Origin of the sequence: Kribbella sp. NBC_00662 (assembly GCF_041430295.1) — a bacterium.
Taxonomy (GTDB): domain Bacteria; phylum Actinomycetota; class Actinomycetes; order Propionibacteriales; family Kribbellaceae; genus Kribbella.
Genome location: NZ_CP109029.1, coordinates 4,208,842 through 4,224,369, shown reverse-complemented (window position 1 = coordinate 4,224,369; position 15,528 = coordinate 4,208,842). Strand labels below are relative to the sequence as shown.

Here is a 15,528-nt window from a genome sequence, read left to right as displayed (position 1 = left end):
GTCAGATCGAACGGATTCACGATGCGTTCACCTCGACGAGCAGCTTCATCGCCTGTCCTGCTTCGAGGACGCCGAACGCCGACTGGACCTCGGTCAGCGGCACGACATCGGTCACCAGCTGCTCCGCGGGAATGGTGCCGTTAGCAACGAGTTCGGCGGCGCGTTCGAAGTCCTGTCGCTGGTAGACCCGCGCACCGAGGATCCGCAGCTCGCGCCAGAACACCCGATGAAGGTCCAGCAAGCGTGGTTGCGAATGGATGGCGACCACGACCAGGGTCCCGCGAACCTTGACCAGATCGGTGGCGCCCTGGACGGCGGCAGCCGAGCCCGAGACCTCGAACACGACATCCGCGCCCGCACCATCGGTCCACTTCTCCACCCACGCGGCCTGATCGACCGACGAGGGATCCAGCGTCGCGAGGCCCAACTCAGCGGCGGTAGCCCTGCGAGCAGGGTCGATCTCCGCGATCACGACGTCGGCGCCGAAGGCTCCGGCGACAGTCGCGATCAGTACCCCGATGGGGCCCGCGCCGATGACGACGGCCTTGTCACCGGGCCCGAGCTCCGACCGGCGTACGTCGTGAACCGCGACCGCCACCGGCTCCACGAGAGCGGCGTCTCGCAACGACACCCCGGACGGCAACTTCACCAGCGTCGCCGCGGGGACGTTCCAGTACTGCTGAAGAGCACCGGGACTGTCGATGCCGATGAAGTCCAGGTGCTGGCAGATGTGCTGGTTCCCGGCCAGGCAAGCTGGACAGGTGCCGTCCCAGACGAGCGGCATCACGGTCACCGCATCGCCGATCGACCAGCCCTCGACCTCCGGGCCCAGGTCGACGATCGTGCCCGACATCTCGTGGCCGATCGTCGCCGGCGTGGTGACCCGGCCGTCCATGTCCCCGTGGAACACGTGCAGGTCGGTGCCACAGATGCCGACGTACGCCACGGCGATCCGGACCTCACCCGGACGAAGATCAGCCGGCTCCCGCTCCTCGACCGTCATCGTCCTGGCGCCCAGATAGTTCACCGCCAACATCGCTCTCACTCCTTCTCGCTCGGCAGGGCTTGCGCAGCCTAACCCAAAATCCGCGCAAACATAATACGTATGCTCAAACGAGCTAGACTCCGCGGCCATGACCAACGACCGAGTTCCCGCCGCGTCGACGCCGCCGATGCCGACCCGCGCCCTGCGCACCGGCCACCACCTCACCGAGCTGGGCCTGGGCGCGGCCCAGTTCGGCAACCTGTTCACCGAGACGACCGACGAGCAGGCGACGAACGCCGTCAAGGCCGCACTCGACGAGGGGATCCAGTACTTCGACACCGCACCGCACTACGGCCTGGGTCTGTCCGAACATCGGCTCGGACAAGCCCTCGGCGACACCACCGGCGTCCGCATCTCGTCGAAGGTGGGACGCCTACTGGTGGACAGCCCGGAGACTGCCGATCGGTTGGACGACGACGGGTTCGTCGTACCTGCGGCGAAGCGGAGGGTCTGGGACTTCAGTCGTGACGGGATCCTGCGTTCCGTCGAACAATCGCTTGCGCGACTCGGTACGGACCGGCTCGACATCGCCTATCTGCACGATCCGGACGACCACTGGGAGGAGGCCTCGTCCAGCGGAATCTCAACTCTGGTTGAGCTTCGGGACCAGGGTGTCGTCGGCGCGATCGGCGCCGGCATGAACCAATCGGCGATGCTGGCCGAGTTCGTCCGGCAGACGGACGTCGATGTCGTCATGGTCGCCGGGAGGTTCACACTTCTCGACCGATCAGCCCTTGACGACCTGTTGCCCATCGCCCGCGAGCGCGGCGTCGGTGTCGTCGCGGCAGCCGTCTACAACTCCGGTCTGCTCAGTACGGCGACGGTGGACAGCTCCGCTCACTTCGATTACGGACAAGCTCCGAAAGCCGTCGTCGAGCGCGCGGTTCGTGTCGCCGAGGTCTGCGAGCGGCACGGTGTCAGCCTCCCCGCGGCCGCCGTCCAGTACCCCTTGCGCCACCCGGCGGTCGTGTCCGTCGTCACCGGAATGCGCACCGAGCACCACGTGCGGAGTACGGCGAACCGGTACCGCGAGGACATCCCCGAATCACTGTGGGAGGAGCTGCACTCGAGCGGCCTCGCCCCGGATCCCACCCGAACCAGCTAGCCAGATCCACGGCGTACGACCTCTTGTCGCAAACATAATACGTATGCTAACTCTGTTCCGGGGTATCGACGCCCCCTAGAACAGGAAGCGATCGAACATGACATTGAGGTCTGAATCGCGACGCTCGATGACCACGACCCGACGCCGCCGGGCGGCCGTCCTCGCACTGCTCGCCGCCGGCGCTGTCGTCGCCGCGGCGCTCAGCCCGGTGAGTGCGCAGGCCGCGCCCGCGACGGTGTACTACGCGGCGCCGGACGGCAAGGACTCCGCCCACTGCAGCCAGGCGAAGCCGTGCTCGCTGGAGCGGGCGCAGAAGGTGATCCGCCCGGCCGTGAAGCACGGCGACGTCACCATTCAACTTGCCGACGGCAACTATCGCCTGGACGCCCCGCTCCGGTTCGGAGCCGATGACGGCGGCGGCGACCACACCATCCACTGGACCGCCGCACCCGGCGCTCACCCGGTCATCACGGGAGCGTCGCAGGTCACCGGCTGGACCAAGTCCGACGCCGGCGCCGGGATCTGGGAGGCGAACACCCCCACCGGCCTGGACACCCGTCAGCTGTACGTGAACGGCGTGATCGCCCCGCGCGCAGCCATCCGCCTCGCCAACGCGGACGTCACGCCTACCGCGACGGGCCTGACGATCAACAACCCCGCGCTCGGCTACCTGGCCAACCTTCCCGACCAGGGCCGGATCGAGTTCGAGTCACTGGGCGACTTCACCAACCGGTACTCGCCGGTGCAGAGCATCAGCCCGACCGCGATCACGATGGCGCAGCCCGCCTGGGACAACAACACCTGGGGCTGGGACACGGTCCAGAGGTCGTTCCTCGCCGGACCGTCCTGGTACCTCGACAACTCGCTGAGCTTCCTCACCCAGGTCGGTCAGTGGTACATCGACCCGACCGGCGGGAAGCTGTACTACAAGCCGGCCGACGGTGTCGACCCGAACCAGCTGGACGTCGAGCTTCCCCGGCTGCAGTCGCTGATCAGCATTGGCGGCACCTACGACGAGCCGGTCACCGGCCTCGCCTTCGAGGGCATCCAGTTCTCCGGTACATCGTGGCTCGGCCCGTCGGTCGACGGGTACGCCGACCAGCAGAACGGCCTGTTCATCAAGGGCGCGTACGACTACCGCCCGGCCGACGCCTTCACCAGCTGCTCGCGCGGCTGTGAGATGTTCGAGCGGGCCCGCACCTCGTGGTTCCAGGAGCCGGCCGCCGTCCAGGTATCGGCAGCCAGCCGGATCACGTTCACCCGGAACACGTTCACCAACCTCGGCCAGTCGGCACTCGGGATCGGGAACGACGCCAACGCCACCGTGACCGGAGTCGGCCTCGGGGCGAGCAACATCGATGTCGTCGGCAACCAGTTCGTCGAGAACAGCGGCCACGGTGTCGCGGTCGGCGGCGTACTGCCCGACGCGCATCACCCGAGCGACCCGCGGATGACCAACCAGGACGTCCTGATCGAGAACAACACGATAAACCGGGTCGGCGTGGACTACAAGGACAACAGCGGCATCCTCAGCACCTACGTGACCAGGGCCCAGATCCTGCACAACGAGGTCTCCAACGTTCCGTACGACGGCATCGACACCGGCTACGGCTGGGGTATCAACGACGCCGGCGGGTCGAACGACTACGTCGACCGCGGCTACTACAACTGGAACACGAAGTACACGACACCGACCACGCTCAAGGACAACCGCGTCGAGGGCAACCTCGTGCACAACACCAAGGCACGCTTCGCCGACGGTGGATCGGTCTACAACCTGTCGGCGAGCCCCGGCACGGTCGTCAGCCAGAACTACCTGTTCAACATCTCCGGCGTCGGCCTGTACCTCGACGAGGGTTCACGCTCGATGCTCTACGAGAACAACGTGGTCTCGGGCGGCTCCTTCGTGTTCACGAACGCCTCCAGCCTGCGGAACAACACCAGCGACAACACCATCCAGAACAACTGGTACAACTCCGGCGGAGCTTCCACCCCGAACGCCGCCGCGCACAACAACAAGCTGATCAACAACCTGAAGATCAGCGGCGCCAACTGGCCGCAGGGCGCGCGTGACGTGATCTGCGCGTCCGGCGTCGCTCCGGAGTACCGGACCTCGCTCAACGCGAACCAGTTCGGCTTCACCGGCTGCTCGGCTCCCGCGCCCGTCGCAACCGGACTGGCCACCGCCGGGACGTCCGCCGTCAGCTCGTACTTCGGCCAGAGCGGCGCGGGCTTCGGGATCGCAGCGGCCGGCGCCGACGTCTGGGGCGCCGGCGGTCAGCACGACGACCAGTTCGGTTCGATCTACCGGACCGGTTCGCTCGCGGCGCAGTCGAGCGTCTCCGCCCGGGTCGTCTCGGTCAACGACGCCAACGTCTGGGCCAAGTCCGGTGTCATGGTCCGCAACGACATGACGAAGCCGGGAGCCTCGGCCGGCTATGCCGTCGTCGCGGTCACCGCCCGCAACGGCGTCGTGTTCGAGTGGGACTCCAACGGTGACGGCTACCTCGACACCGACGCCCGCGCGAGCACCGACAACTACCGTCCGGTCTGGGTCAAGCTGACCCGATCCGGTACGTCGTTCAGCGCGTCGTACTCCTACGACGGTACGAACTACGTCCCGGTCGGCGCGCCGGTGACCCTGCCGTCGGCCGCGGCACAGCAGGACGCAGGAATCTTCTCCACCTCGCACGACGTGACCCAGTCGGCAATCAACCAGTTCGACTCGGTCAAGTTCGCCGGCTGAGCCACGATCCACTCATGACCCGCAGGCCTTCCACCCCACCAGGTGGAAGGTCTGCGGCCTAGCGGGGCGCGAAGTACTTCCAGGTCTTGCCGTGGTCGGTGCTGGTGATGACCTGGTTGCCGTTGTACTGCATCCCGTAGACGAAGTCGCCCACCGCGGTCATTCCGCCCAGGTCGGTCGGTGGAGTGAACGGCGTACCGGCACCGGGCCGGAGCAGCTCGCGGTCCGGGCCCTTCTGGTAGAGCGCGAGTCCAGTTCCGTTGTCGAAGGCAACAGGAGACGACAGGTACGTCGAGTTCCGGGTGGCCACCGTCGTCCAGTGGTGACCCCGGTCGGTGGACAACCGCAGTGGCACCTCCTCGTCCAGCCTGGACATCTCGGGCTTGCTGCCCACGATCACCACCAACGTCTTGCCGTCCGGGCTGACTCCCAGCTGGCCATGCACCCGGCCCGGGCTGATGACCGAGTGGCCCCAGGTCTTGCCGTGGTCATCGGTCCAGTAGATGTTCCCGACACCGCTGTTCCTGGCGCCGACCATCCACCATCGGCCGGTGCTGTCGCGCTGGGGCTTGTAGATGTTGTCGACCCCGGGGATCTTCACCTCCCGCAGAGTCCCGGTCTCCGGATTCAGCGCGCGCAGGGGGCCGTCGCCCAGCAGTACGTCGCCGTCTCCGAACTCGTTGGTCGGCGGAGCCCAGTGCAGCTTCTTCTCGACCCGGCCCTTGTCCGTCAGGGCGACCATCAGGGCCTGGGCCCAGGTCGGGTCGCTGCCCTTCATGCTCGTCGGCGTCGACAGCGCCAGTACGTCGTCGCCGTCCGCCACCACGGCGTACCCGGTCTTGCTCACCGGCGCGGTGGTCCGCACACCGTCACGGCTCAGCACCGCGGCGTAGTTCCAGGTGTATCCCGGCTGGGCCAGCATCCACGTCGCGGCCCAGCGGGTCGGTGAGGCGTAGGCGATGCCGGCGAAGCCCGACTTCTGGTTGTGGATGAGCTTCTCGGCCGCCTGGTCGACCGGGATCGACACACCGGCCGCCGGCGGCTTCTCGGTCCCCGTCACCGTGCCGAGCGGCAGGACCGCCGCGAGTACTGCGAGCGTCACCGCCACGACGACTCCCGCGCCGGTCAGCGCCTGCCGACGCCGACGACGGCGTACGCCACGACGCTGGAGAACCTCGAAGGGCAACGGCTGGACGGTCTCCTGGACCTCCCAGGACAGTTCCTTCAGCTCAGACATGGTTGACCTCCTCGGCGTCGTCGGCGAACTCGTGGATCAGTGGAGCCAGACCGGCCCTGCCCCGGGACAGGCGTGCCTTGACCGTCCCCTCCGGAACCCGCAGCTGTACGGCGATCTCGCGCACCGGCAGGTCGACGATGTGATGCAGCACGATCGCCTCGCGCTGTTCGTACGGGAGCTGTCGCAGGGCGTCGACCAGCGCGACCCGGTCCGCGGACAGACCGGTCATCGTGTCCTCGGGCAGACCTGCGCGGGCGAACAACCCGTGGAACCGCGTCGCGCGACGGTAGCGCCGGCGTACGGCGTTCAGCGCGACCGTGCGCAGCCACGCCTCCGGGTTGTCGAGCTGGGCGAACCGCCGCGGTTTCTCGACGGCCCGGACGAAGGCCTCCTGGACCGCGTCCTCGGCCTCGCCCAGGTCCCCACAGATCGCGAACAGTTGCCCGACCAGGCGCCGGTAACACCCCTCATAAAGCTCGCGCACCATGTCCGTCGTGTCGCCGTCAGCCATCACCACTCCCCAGATCGGACCCTTTGCCTGCACGAGTCCTGGCGTGACGATCCGGTTGCATCACCGTCAGATCGGGCTCCGGCTCGACTCGCGGATGACGAGTTCGTGCGGGACGGTGTAGACGCGGGCCGGGTCGCGGTTGCCCTCGATCCGGCTGATCAGGGCCTCGAACGTCCGGTCGGCCAGCAGGTCGAGATCGGTCGCGACGCTGCTCAGGCTGGGCGACAGGTACTGACCGTCGACGATGTTGTCCCAGCCGATCACCGCGACGTCGTCGGGGACCCGGACCTGGTGCTCGATGAAGGTCCGGATGGCACCGATGGCGAGCAGGTCGCTCGCGCAGATCAGGGCGTCGATCTCCCCGATCCGAGGCAGCAGCTGCTCGGCCATCGCCGCGCCCGTCTCCCGCGAGTAGCGGTCGCACCGGAGCAGCCAGTCGTCCCGCGTTTCCAGCTCGAGCTCGTCCACGGCTGCCCGGACGCCTCGGAACCGTAGCTGGCCCACGCTCAACGGCCTGGAGGGATTGCCGCCGATGTAGGCGATCCGCCGTCGTCCCCCATCGGCCAGGTGCCGTACGACGTCCCGCGCGGACTGCTCGTTGTCGATCGCGACGTAGTCGGCCGCGCCCTCGCTCAGGTGTTCGCCGAGCAGCACCATCGGGGTGAACCGGCTCATGTCGGCCAACCGCCCCGGGTCCACGGCCAGCGGGCTGTAGATCACGCCGTCGATGCTGTTGCCCGGATACCCGGCCGCGGCGCGGAGCTCATGCTCGTCGCTGCGTCCGGTCTCGTCGGTGAAGACGGCGTACCCGCGCCGTTCGCCGGCCATGATCAGGGCGTGCGCCAGCGCACCGAGGTACGGCTCGTCGATCCGCGGGACGGCAAGCGCGACGATGTTGCTGCGTCCGCTCTGCAACTGCCGCCCGACCAGCGACGGGGTGTAGCCCAGCTCGGCGATCGCGGCCTTCACCCGGGCCCGGGTCTCGGCCTTCACGTGCTGCCGCTCGTGGACGACGTTCGTCACGGTCTTCAGCGAGACCCCGGCCAGCTCGGCGACGTCCTTGAGCCGCGCGGGACGAGCAGGCTGACCGTTCGTGCCGGCCTGAACCTCGGGCGCCATCGTTCTCCTTCACTTGCCGCAACCACCTCAGGACAACATCTTGACAGAGCCCGTGGGGCCCGCAACCATCACTTCTAACGTTAGAAATTCTAACGTTAGAAGTTCCGCCGACGCATCGCCACCGAGACCGGGAGTGGCTCATGAAGAAGATCGCGTTCGTCGCCTCGGCCGTGCTGTCCACCGCAACGCTGCTCGCCACCGCGGCGTGCACCGGCGGTGCCCCCGGCACCGGCTCCGAGGACGTCAAGCAAGACACCAGCGGGCAGCAGGAGATCCGCTACATGATCGGCCAGCCCGAGGATCCCGCGGATCTCGAGCTGATCAAGTCCGACCTGAAGACGTTCGAGACCAAGAACCCGGGGATCACGGTGAAGCTCGACGTCATCCCGAGCGAGAACGTCCGCACCGTCCTGCAGACCCAGCTACGGTCGGGACAGGGACCGGATGTCTTCGGCTACGACACCGGACCGGGCTTCGCCGGCGCACTGGCCAAGGCCGGGCTGGTCTACGACCTGACCAAGGCGTACGCCGACAAGAAATGGCCCATCTACGACTTCGCCAAGAAGCGCGTCACGTTCGACGGCAAGATCGTCGGAGTACCGAGCCAGATCGAGGAGGTCGGCGTCTTCTACAACAAGACGCTGTTCGCGAAGTACGGGATCGCCGAACCGAAGAACCTCACCGAGCTGACCGCCGCGGCCGAGAAGCTGAAGCAGAACAACGTCGTACCGTTCGCCGTCAGCGACAAGGAAGGCTGGCAGGGCGGGCATCTGCTCAGCATGTCGCTGTCCAGTGCCGTCGGATCGAAGGGTATGGACGACCTGCTCAACGGCCGTACGTCGTGGAACACCCAGCCGGTCGTGGATTCGCTGGCCGTCTGGAAGGACTGGAACGACAAGAAGCTGCTGACGCCGTCGCCGACCGCGGTCAGCTACGACAACGCGAACGCGCTGTTCTACTCCGGCAAGGCCGCGATGAACCCGACCGGCAGCTGGCTGGCCCTGGACATCGAGCGGAACGCGAAGTTCGACGTCGGCTTCATCCCGTTCCCGGCCAAGGACGGTGCGGGCATCTTCAGCGGCGGTCTCGGCTCGGGCACCTTCGTGTCCGCGTCGACCACCAAGGCCGACGCCTCGATCAAGTTCCTGGACTACCTGCTCACCCCCGAGCACGGCCGGTGGGCCGCGGAGAAGCTGCAGGACATCCCGGCGTACCCGATCGACACGAACGGGATGACCGCGTCGCCGCTGTTCAAGCAGGTGCTGGACGACTCGGCCAAGATCGCCGACGGCACCGGTGACTTCGGGTACAACATCGACGTCCTGACCACCGACGTCTTCAACAACGCGATGTGGAAGGGGATCCAGGGCATCCTGAGCGGGCAGGGCGACGCGGCGAAGGTGGCCGCGCAACTCCAGTCGGCCTACGAGAAGTCGGCGAAGTAGATGGGGGCCGTCAGCAACGTTCCGGCGGTCACCCGACGGGCCCAGGCGCGGCTCGGCATCCTGCTCGCGCTGCCGGTGGCGATCGTCACCGCGGTGTTCTTCGTCTTCCCGATGGCGAACGCGCTGTACTACTCGGTGGTCGATTTCGACGGCCTCGATCCGACCCCGCCGTTCGTCGGGCTGCGGAACTTCACCGAGATGTTCACCGACCCCGCGACCTGGCACGCCTTGGGCAACAACGCGATCTGGATCGCGATCGGCACCGCCGCGCCGATGATCATCGGGCTGCTGGTGGCAGTGCTGATCTGGTCAGGACGCGGCGGGGCGACGTACCGGTTGCTGTTCTTCCTGCCGTTCATGCTGCCCGGCGTGGCGATCGGGATCGTCTGGGGGTGGATCTACGACCCGGTCAACGGGTGGATCAACCGGGTGCTGAACGCGATCGGGCTCGACGGGTTGAGCCGCGGCTGGCTCGGTGACCCGAAGACCGCGATCTTCGCCGTCCTGGCGACCGCGATCTGGGCGACGTGCGGTTTCGTCACGATGATCATCCTGTCGGCACTCCGCAACGTGGACGTGGAACTGGTCGACGCGGCCCGGATCGACGGCGCGAACGCCGGCCAGCGGTTGTGGCACATCCTGTTGCCGCAGATCATGCCGGTCTTCCTGATGGTGCTGACACTCACGCTGGTCGGCGGGTTCAGCGTGTTCGACATCATCTTCATCATGACCGGCGGCGGGCCGGCCGACGCCACCGAAGTACTCGGGACGTACGCGTACTCGAGTGCGTTCCAGCTCAACCGGATCAGCTACGGCACCGTGCTGGCGCTGCTGATCACGGTCCTGGCGGTGCCGTTCACGATCATGCTGAACCGGCTGCAACGACGGCTGTCCCTGCAAGGACTGGGGGCGTGATGATCGACCTACCTGTCGCCGTCTCGAGTCGCAGCCGATCCGAGGAGCGCCTCGAGTTCCGTCGGCACGTCGTACGCCGGTCGACCGGACTCGCTGTCCGCCACCTGGTGCTCGTGCTGATGGCAGCCCTGACGCTGTTCCCAGTGGTGTTGATCATCTCCACGGCGCTGAAGACACCGCAGGACGTCCGCAGCGATCCGTTCGGTCTGTTCTCCTCGTTCTCGTTCGAGAACCTGCGCTCGGCCTGGACGGTGGGCCGGTTCAGCAGCTACCTGCTGGACAGTCTCCTGCTGACCGTTCCCAGCACGATCGTCGTGATCGTGATCTCCACGATGGCCGGCTACGCGTTCGCCCGGCTGCCGTTCCCCGGACGGACGGCGATCTTCTACGTCGTCGTCCTCGGTCTGCTGGTGCCGTTCTTCACCTACATGATTCCGCTGTACTTCCAGCTGCGGTCGATGGGACTGCTGGACAGCCTGGTCGGGGCCAACCTGGTGCTGATCTCGACCAACCTGTCGTTCGGCACGTTCTTCATGCGCGCGTTCTTCTCCGATCTGCCCGAGGAACTGGAGCAGGCCGCGAGGATCGACGGCGCCTCCGAGAGCCGCATCTTCGCGCAGGTGATGATGCCGCTGGTGAGCTCGGGTGCCGCGGCCCTGGCCGTCTTCACGTTTCTGAGCAACTGGAACAACTTCCTGGTCCCGCTGCTCTACCTGCCGAGCGGGAAGTACCGGCCGCTCACCGCCGGTCTGTACAACTTCACCGGCGGCCGCTCGATGGACATCGGGCCGCTGGCTGCCGGCACCTTGATCACCATCGTCCCGGTGATCGTGATCTTCGTCGTCCTGCAACGCCAGGTCACGCAGGGCTTCATGTCCGGCGCGGTCAAAGGCTGACCCACACTCCTCGAGGAGACCCATGCCATCTCTGGTCAGATTCAGCTCGTCCCGTGTAGCAGAGGTCGTGCCAGACCTCGACCGTACGCCGGAACCCGACGAGGTCCTGATCCGCACTCTGTACTCCGGTATCTCCGCGGGCACCGAGCTCACAGCGTACCGCGGCAGCAACCCCTATCTGAACAAGCGCTGGGACGACGACTCCCGGCTCTTCGTCGACGGCGACACCTCGATCAGCTACCCGGTCGACGGGTGGGGCTACGAGGAGGTCGGCGAGGTCGTGTCGCTGGGCTCGGACGCCGCGGGCGTGTCGGTCGGCGATGTGGTCTGGGGAACCTGGGGGCATCGCACCCACACGGTCAAGAAGGCATCGTGGGCCGCTGGGCGGATCCTCGACGCCACCGTCGATCCGCAGATCGGCATCTTCAGCCAGATCGGCGCGATCGCGCTGAACCTCGTGCTGGATGCCGACATCCACATCGGGGAGACGGTCGCCGTCTTCGGTCTCGGCGTACCCGGGCAGTTGGCTGCGCAGCTGGCGCGGTTGAACGGCGGCCGGGTGATTGCCGTCGACAACCTTCCCGCACGTCGTTCGCTGGCGCTGGAGCTGGGAGCGGAGGTTGCGCTCGATCCCGCTGACGGTGGCATTGCCGAGCGGATCCGCGAGCTCACCGACGGGCGTGGTGCCGACGTGTGTTTGGAGGTATCGGGCAACTATCGCGCTCTGCACGAGGCGGTTCGGTCGGTTGCGTACAGCTCGCGGGTCTGCGTTGCCGGCTTCATGCAGGGCGAGGGCGCCGGGCTGCGGTTGGGCGAGGAGTTCCATCACAACCGGGTGGCGCTGATCTGCTCGCAGATCAGCGGGGTCGCGCCGTCCCTGCAGCATCGGTGGAACTACGACCGGCTCGCGCGGACAGCGATCCAGCTCGCCGCCGAGAAGCGGCTGAACGTGACCGACCTGATCACCCACACCGTGCCGATGGCGCAGGCCGCGGACGCATTCCGGATGCTCGACGAGCGCCCGGAGGAGGCACTACAGGTGGTACTCAGCTTCGACGAGGAGGTGACCGCATGACGTTCCGGCTGGCGGCCGCGGAGATGACACTGCCCGGCGACACGTTGGAGGAGAAGTTCAGCTTCGTCCGGTCGGTGGGCTTCGACGGGATCGAACTGTCGGCCCGTGGTGACGGAATCTTCGGATCCCGGGTGGACGAACTGCGGCGGGCTCGCGATGCCGGCGTACAGATGCCGACCGCGGTCGTGCACATGGACCACTTCATCGGCGACTTCGACGCGGACCGGCGCCGGGATGCGATCGAGCAGCTGAAGATCCAGTTGAGCACGATCGCTGCAGCCGGCGGGACGGGGATCGTCTCGCCGCATGCCTTCGGGCTGTTCTCGCGGCGGTTGCCTCCGTTCGTGCCGCCGCGGTCGGTCGAGGACTCCCGTGCCGCGCTGGTCGAGGCGCTCCGGGAGGTGGGTGAACACGGCGAGTCGGTGGGCGCGAAGGTCTACCTGGAACCGTTGAACCGGTTCGAGGACTTCGTCATCAACCAACTCGCCGATGCGACCTCCGTGGTGGAAGAGGCCGGATCCCCCGGGGTGATGATCACGGCGGACACCTTCCACATGTCGATCGAAGAAGCTCACGTCGGTGAGTCGATCAGGCAGGCCGGTTCGTCGATCGGGCATGTCCAGCTCGGCGACAGCAACCGGCTGGAGCCCGGCGCCGGCCACTACGACTGGCCGGAGACCCTGGACGCGCTGGAGGCCATCGGCTACAACGGCTGGCTGGCGATGGAATGCGGCCTCAGCGGCCCCGTCGACCAGGTCCTCCCGAAGGTGGCCAAGCTGCTGTCCCGCTGACACCCGGCACCGGTCAACGCCTCAAGGATCATTGGCGTTGGCCGGTGCCGTGGATGCCGTGCTGGTCGATGCGAGCCAGCTCCTCGTCGGTGAGGGCCGGGAAGTCGAGGGCGGCGAGGTTGTGGTCGAGTTGGGCGGTCGAGCTCGCCCCGATCAGGGCAGTGGTCACCTGCGGCTGACGCAGTACCCATTGCAGAGCGAGCTGGGCCAAGGACTGGCCGCGCTCGCGGGCGAGATCGTTCAGCGCGGTCGCGCGTTCACGGTAGACGTCGTCGATCTGGTCCGGTGACAGGAACGCGCTGGCCGCGGCCCGGGCGCCGGCCGGGATCGTGCCGTCGAGGTACTTGTCGGTGAGCAGACCCTGCGCAAGGGGGCTGTAGGCAACCAGTCCGAACCCGTCCTCGGCAGCGAGCTTGAGCAGCCCGCTCGTCTCCGGGGTCCGGTCGAAGATCGAGTACCGCGGCTGATGGACCAGCAGCGGTACGCCGGCCGCCCGCAGCAGCCCGGCGACCTCGTGCGCGCGCTCGGTCGGGTAGTTCGAGATGCCGACGTACAACGCCTTGCCCTGCTGGACCGCGCTCACCAACGCACCCACGGTCTCCTCGAGCGGTGTCGACGGATCCGGGCGGTGATGGTAGAAGATGTCGACGTAATCCGTGCCGAGGTCCCGCAGGCTGCGCTCGAGCGACACCAGCAGCGACTTGCGCGAACCGCCTTTGAGATAAGGGCTCGGGCCGATCGGGTTGCCGGCCTTCGTGGTCAGGACAAGTTCGTCGCGGTACGGCGCCAACTCCGCCCGCAGCACCTGTCCGAACACCTGCTCCGCGGCCCGGTGCGGCGGCCCGTACCGGTTCGCGTTGTCGAAGTGCGTGATGCCGAGATCGAAGGCGTGCAGCAGGATCTCCCGCTGCGTCTCGAACGGGTAGTCGCGGCCGAACTTCTGCCACAGGCCCAGCGACAACGCCGGCAGATCCAGCCCGGAGTCACCCGCCCGCCGATACTCCAGCCGCTCGTACCGTCCGTCCGCCGCCTGATAGCTCCGCATGGCCCAAGGTTCACACCCGTCGGATCGCGGCCGCCCGCGGTCTCACATGCTGATCCTGGCGGCGTAGCGCTCGAACGGCCAGGGATCGTGCGCCGAGAAGACCTCTACCTCGTCGCCGTGGTCCCGGATCAGTTCCCGGAGCCTGGCATGATTGCCGAGCCGCAGCGGACGGTCGGTTTCCGTGAGCTCTTCCAGCGCCTCCCAACCCGGCAGGCTCCATCGGTTCTCCGGGTCGATCTCGCCGTGGTGGTAGAAGGCGTCACCCGCATGCAGCAGCCACTTGTCGCCGTCGTGGACCGCCACGGCACAGTGGCCCTCGGTGTGGCCGGCGAGCGGGATCAACCGGATCTCCTCAGGCAGACCGTCCAACTCGAGCGCGTCGAAGCCGAACCAGGAGTTTCCTTTCTGGCCGCTGTAAGTGGCCCAGTGCGGCCGATGAGCCCAGTGCGCAGGGCGACGACGGATGGCGTGCTCGGGATGCTGACTTGTCGCCGCCATACCGACTCGGTACTCCGCATCGTGCAGGTGGACCGTCGCGTCCGGGAAGTCGACCAAGCCGCCGGTGTGGTCCAGGTCCAGATGGGTGAGCACGATGTGCCGTACGTCGTCGGCGCGGTAACCGAGGCCCTCGACCTGGCGCACTGCGATCTCCGAGGGGTCCAGTACGGGTTCGGCCCGTTGCAGGAACGTCTGCCCCAGAGTTTCCTCGCTGCGGGCGATGTCCGCCGTACCGAAGCCCGCGTCGACCAGCACCAGCCCGGCCCCGTCCGTCTCGATGAGAAGGCAGTGATTCACGACCCGCGCCGGCGTCAGCCCGGCCTCCGCCGGTGGATTGACCTCTCGCATCGAACCGCAGTTGAGGTGATGGACCTGCATGACTACTCCTTAGCTTACGATCGTTCGCCTTTAGAGAACGATCGTAAGCTTATGCAGATCGGGCTGTCCAGCGGTTAGGCGAACGATCGTCTGGTTATTCTGGTCGGCATGAGCCCTCGGAAGTCCGTCGTCGAAGCGGCCGCGACCCGCGCCCGGATCATCGAGCGCGCCCTGACTCTCGGCGCGGTCGACGGGCTCGAGGGGCTCACCATCGGTCGCCTCGCGATCGATCTCGGGATGAGCAAGGCCGGCGTGATCGGGCAGTTCGGCACCAAGGAGGCACTCCAGCTCGCCGTCGTCGACGAGGCTGTGGAGCGCTTCCGGAGCCGGGTGCCCGGCCACGCTCTCGGCGCGCATCCCGGGATCGAGCGGCTGTCGCGCGCCTTCGAGGAGTGGATCGACTACATGACGGAGGACGAGGATCACCGCGGCTGCTTCCTGACCTCGGTCGCCATCGAGTACGACGACCGACCGGGCCCGGTCCGCGACGCGATCCTGGCCGCACTCTCACGTTGGTCGGACTACGTGTCGGCCGAGCTGGACGAGGCAGTAAAGCTGGGCGAACTCCCCCACGACACAGACGTCCCCCAGCTCGTCTTCGAACTGGGCGGGGTCGCGCTGGCGGTGCAGCAAGCCCTCCTCATGCACCACGACCCGACCGCCGCCGACCGGGGCCGCCGCTCGGTCCACCGGATCTTGAACACGCACGCGCACTAGCTCCG

Annotated in this window: 14 protein-coding genes; 8 read left to right on the top strand and 6 right to left on the bottom strand. The window is 67.2% G+C overall.

All coding sequences use genetic code 11. The features are described from left to right. Positions 1-16 precede the first annotated feature (16 nt). Positions 17-1,036, bottom strand: coding sequence for a zinc-binding dehydrogenase (locus OHA10_RS21330; RefSeq protein ID WP_371400512.1), 1,020 nt, complete (start codon positions 1,034-1,036; stop codon positions 17-19). Positions 1,037-1,133: 97 nt separating this feature from the next. Here OHA10_RS21330 and OHA10_RS21325 point away from each other — a divergent pair, with 97 nt between their 5' ends. Then, positions 1,134-2,150, top strand: a complete 1,017-nt coding sequence (locus OHA10_RS21325; protein ID WP_371400511.1) for an aldo/keto reductase — start codon at positions 1,134-1,136, stop codon at positions 2,148-2,150. Positions 2,151-2,277: 127 nt separating this feature from the next. After that, a complete protein-coding gene (locus OHA10_RS21320) occupies positions 2,278-4,896 on the top strand; it encodes a hypothetical protein (RefSeq protein WP_371400510.1) in 2,619 nt (872 codons plus the stop codon). Between the two features lie 58 nt (positions 4,897-4,954). On the opposite strand, the gene OHA10_RS21315 is transcribed toward OHA10_RS21320, so the two are convergent. From OHA10_RS21315 to OHA10_RS21305, 3 genes are all read right to left on the bottom strand, one after another. After that, a complete protein-coding gene (locus OHA10_RS21315) occupies positions 4,955-6,133 on the bottom strand; it encodes a hypothetical protein (protein ID WP_371400509.1) in 1,179 nt (392 codons plus the stop codon). Further along, positions 6,126-6,644, bottom strand: coding sequence for an RNA polymerase sigma factor (locus OHA10_RS21310; RefSeq protein ID WP_371400508.1), 519 nt, complete (start codon positions 6,642-6,644; stop codon positions 6,126-6,128). Before OHA10_RS21310 ends, OHA10_RS21315 begins: the two co-directional genes overlap by 8 nt. A 66-nt stretch (positions 6,645-6,710) precedes the next feature. Beyond that, positions 6,711-7,763, bottom strand: coding sequence for a LacI family DNA-binding transcriptional regulator (locus OHA10_RS21305; protein WP_371400507.1), 1,053 nt, complete (start codon positions 7,761-7,763; stop codon positions 6,711-6,713). 140 nt (positions 7,764-7,903) lie between these two features. On the opposite strand from OHA10_RS21305, the gene OHA10_RS21300 reads away from it, so the two are divergent. From OHA10_RS21300 to OHA10_RS21280, 5 genes are all read left to right on the top strand, one after another. Beyond that, on the top strand, positions 7,904-9,208 hold the full coding sequence (locus OHA10_RS21300) for an ABC transporter substrate-binding protein (protein WP_371400506.1): 1,305 nt from the start codon (positions 7,904-7,906) through the stop codon (positions 9,206-9,208). After that, complete coding sequence (locus tag OHA10_RS21295) at positions 9,209-10,123, top strand: carbohydrate ABC transporter permease (RefSeq protein WP_371400505.1); 915 nt, start codon at positions 9,209-9,211, stop codon at positions 10,121-10,123. It abuts the gene before it with no gap. Next, the gene (locus OHA10_RS21290; RefSeq protein WP_371400504.1) at positions 10,123-11,019 is read left to right on the top strand and encodes a carbohydrate ABC transporter permease; all 897 of its coding nucleotides are present in this window, start codon (positions 10,123-10,125) and stop codon (positions 11,017-11,019) included. Before OHA10_RS21295 ends, OHA10_RS21290 begins: the two co-directional genes overlap by 1 nt. Before the next feature lie 67 nt (positions 11,020-11,086). Continuing rightward, the gene (locus OHA10_RS21285) at positions 11,087-12,094 is read left to right on the top strand and encodes a zinc-binding dehydrogenase (RefSeq protein ID WP_371400503.1); all 1,008 of its coding nucleotides are present in this window, start codon (positions 11,087-11,089) and stop codon (positions 12,092-12,094) included. After that, on the top strand, positions 12,091-12,885 hold the full coding sequence (locus OHA10_RS21280) for a sugar phosphate isomerase/epimerase family protein (protein ID WP_371400502.1): 795 nt from the start codon (positions 12,091-12,093) through the stop codon (positions 12,883-12,885). Before OHA10_RS21285 ends, OHA10_RS21280 begins: the two co-directional genes overlap by 4 nt. Positions 12,886-12,913: 28 nt before the next feature. On the opposite strand, the gene OHA10_RS21275 is transcribed toward OHA10_RS21280, so the two are convergent. Continuing rightward, on the bottom strand, positions 12,914-13,930 hold the full coding sequence (locus tag OHA10_RS21275; protein WP_371400501.1) for an aldo/keto reductase: 1,017 nt from the start codon (positions 13,928-13,930) through the stop codon (positions 12,914-12,916). Between the two features lie 42 nt (positions 13,931-13,972). Further along, positions 13,973-14,806, bottom strand: coding sequence for an MBL fold metallo-hydrolase (locus tag OHA10_RS21270; RefSeq protein WP_371400500.1), 834 nt, complete (start codon positions 14,804-14,806; stop codon positions 13,973-13,975). Between the two features lie 108 nt (positions 14,807-14,914). On the opposite strand from OHA10_RS21270, the gene OHA10_RS21265 reads away from it, so the two are divergent. Beyond that, positions 14,915-15,523 carry a TetR/AcrR family transcriptional regulator gene (locus OHA10_RS21265; protein WP_371400499.1) on the top strand — a complete coding sequence of 203 codons (609 nt, stop codon included), beginning with the start codon at positions 14,915-14,917 and terminating at the stop codon, positions 15,521-15,523. The last annotated feature ends 5 nt before the right edge of the window (positions 15,524-15,528 follow it).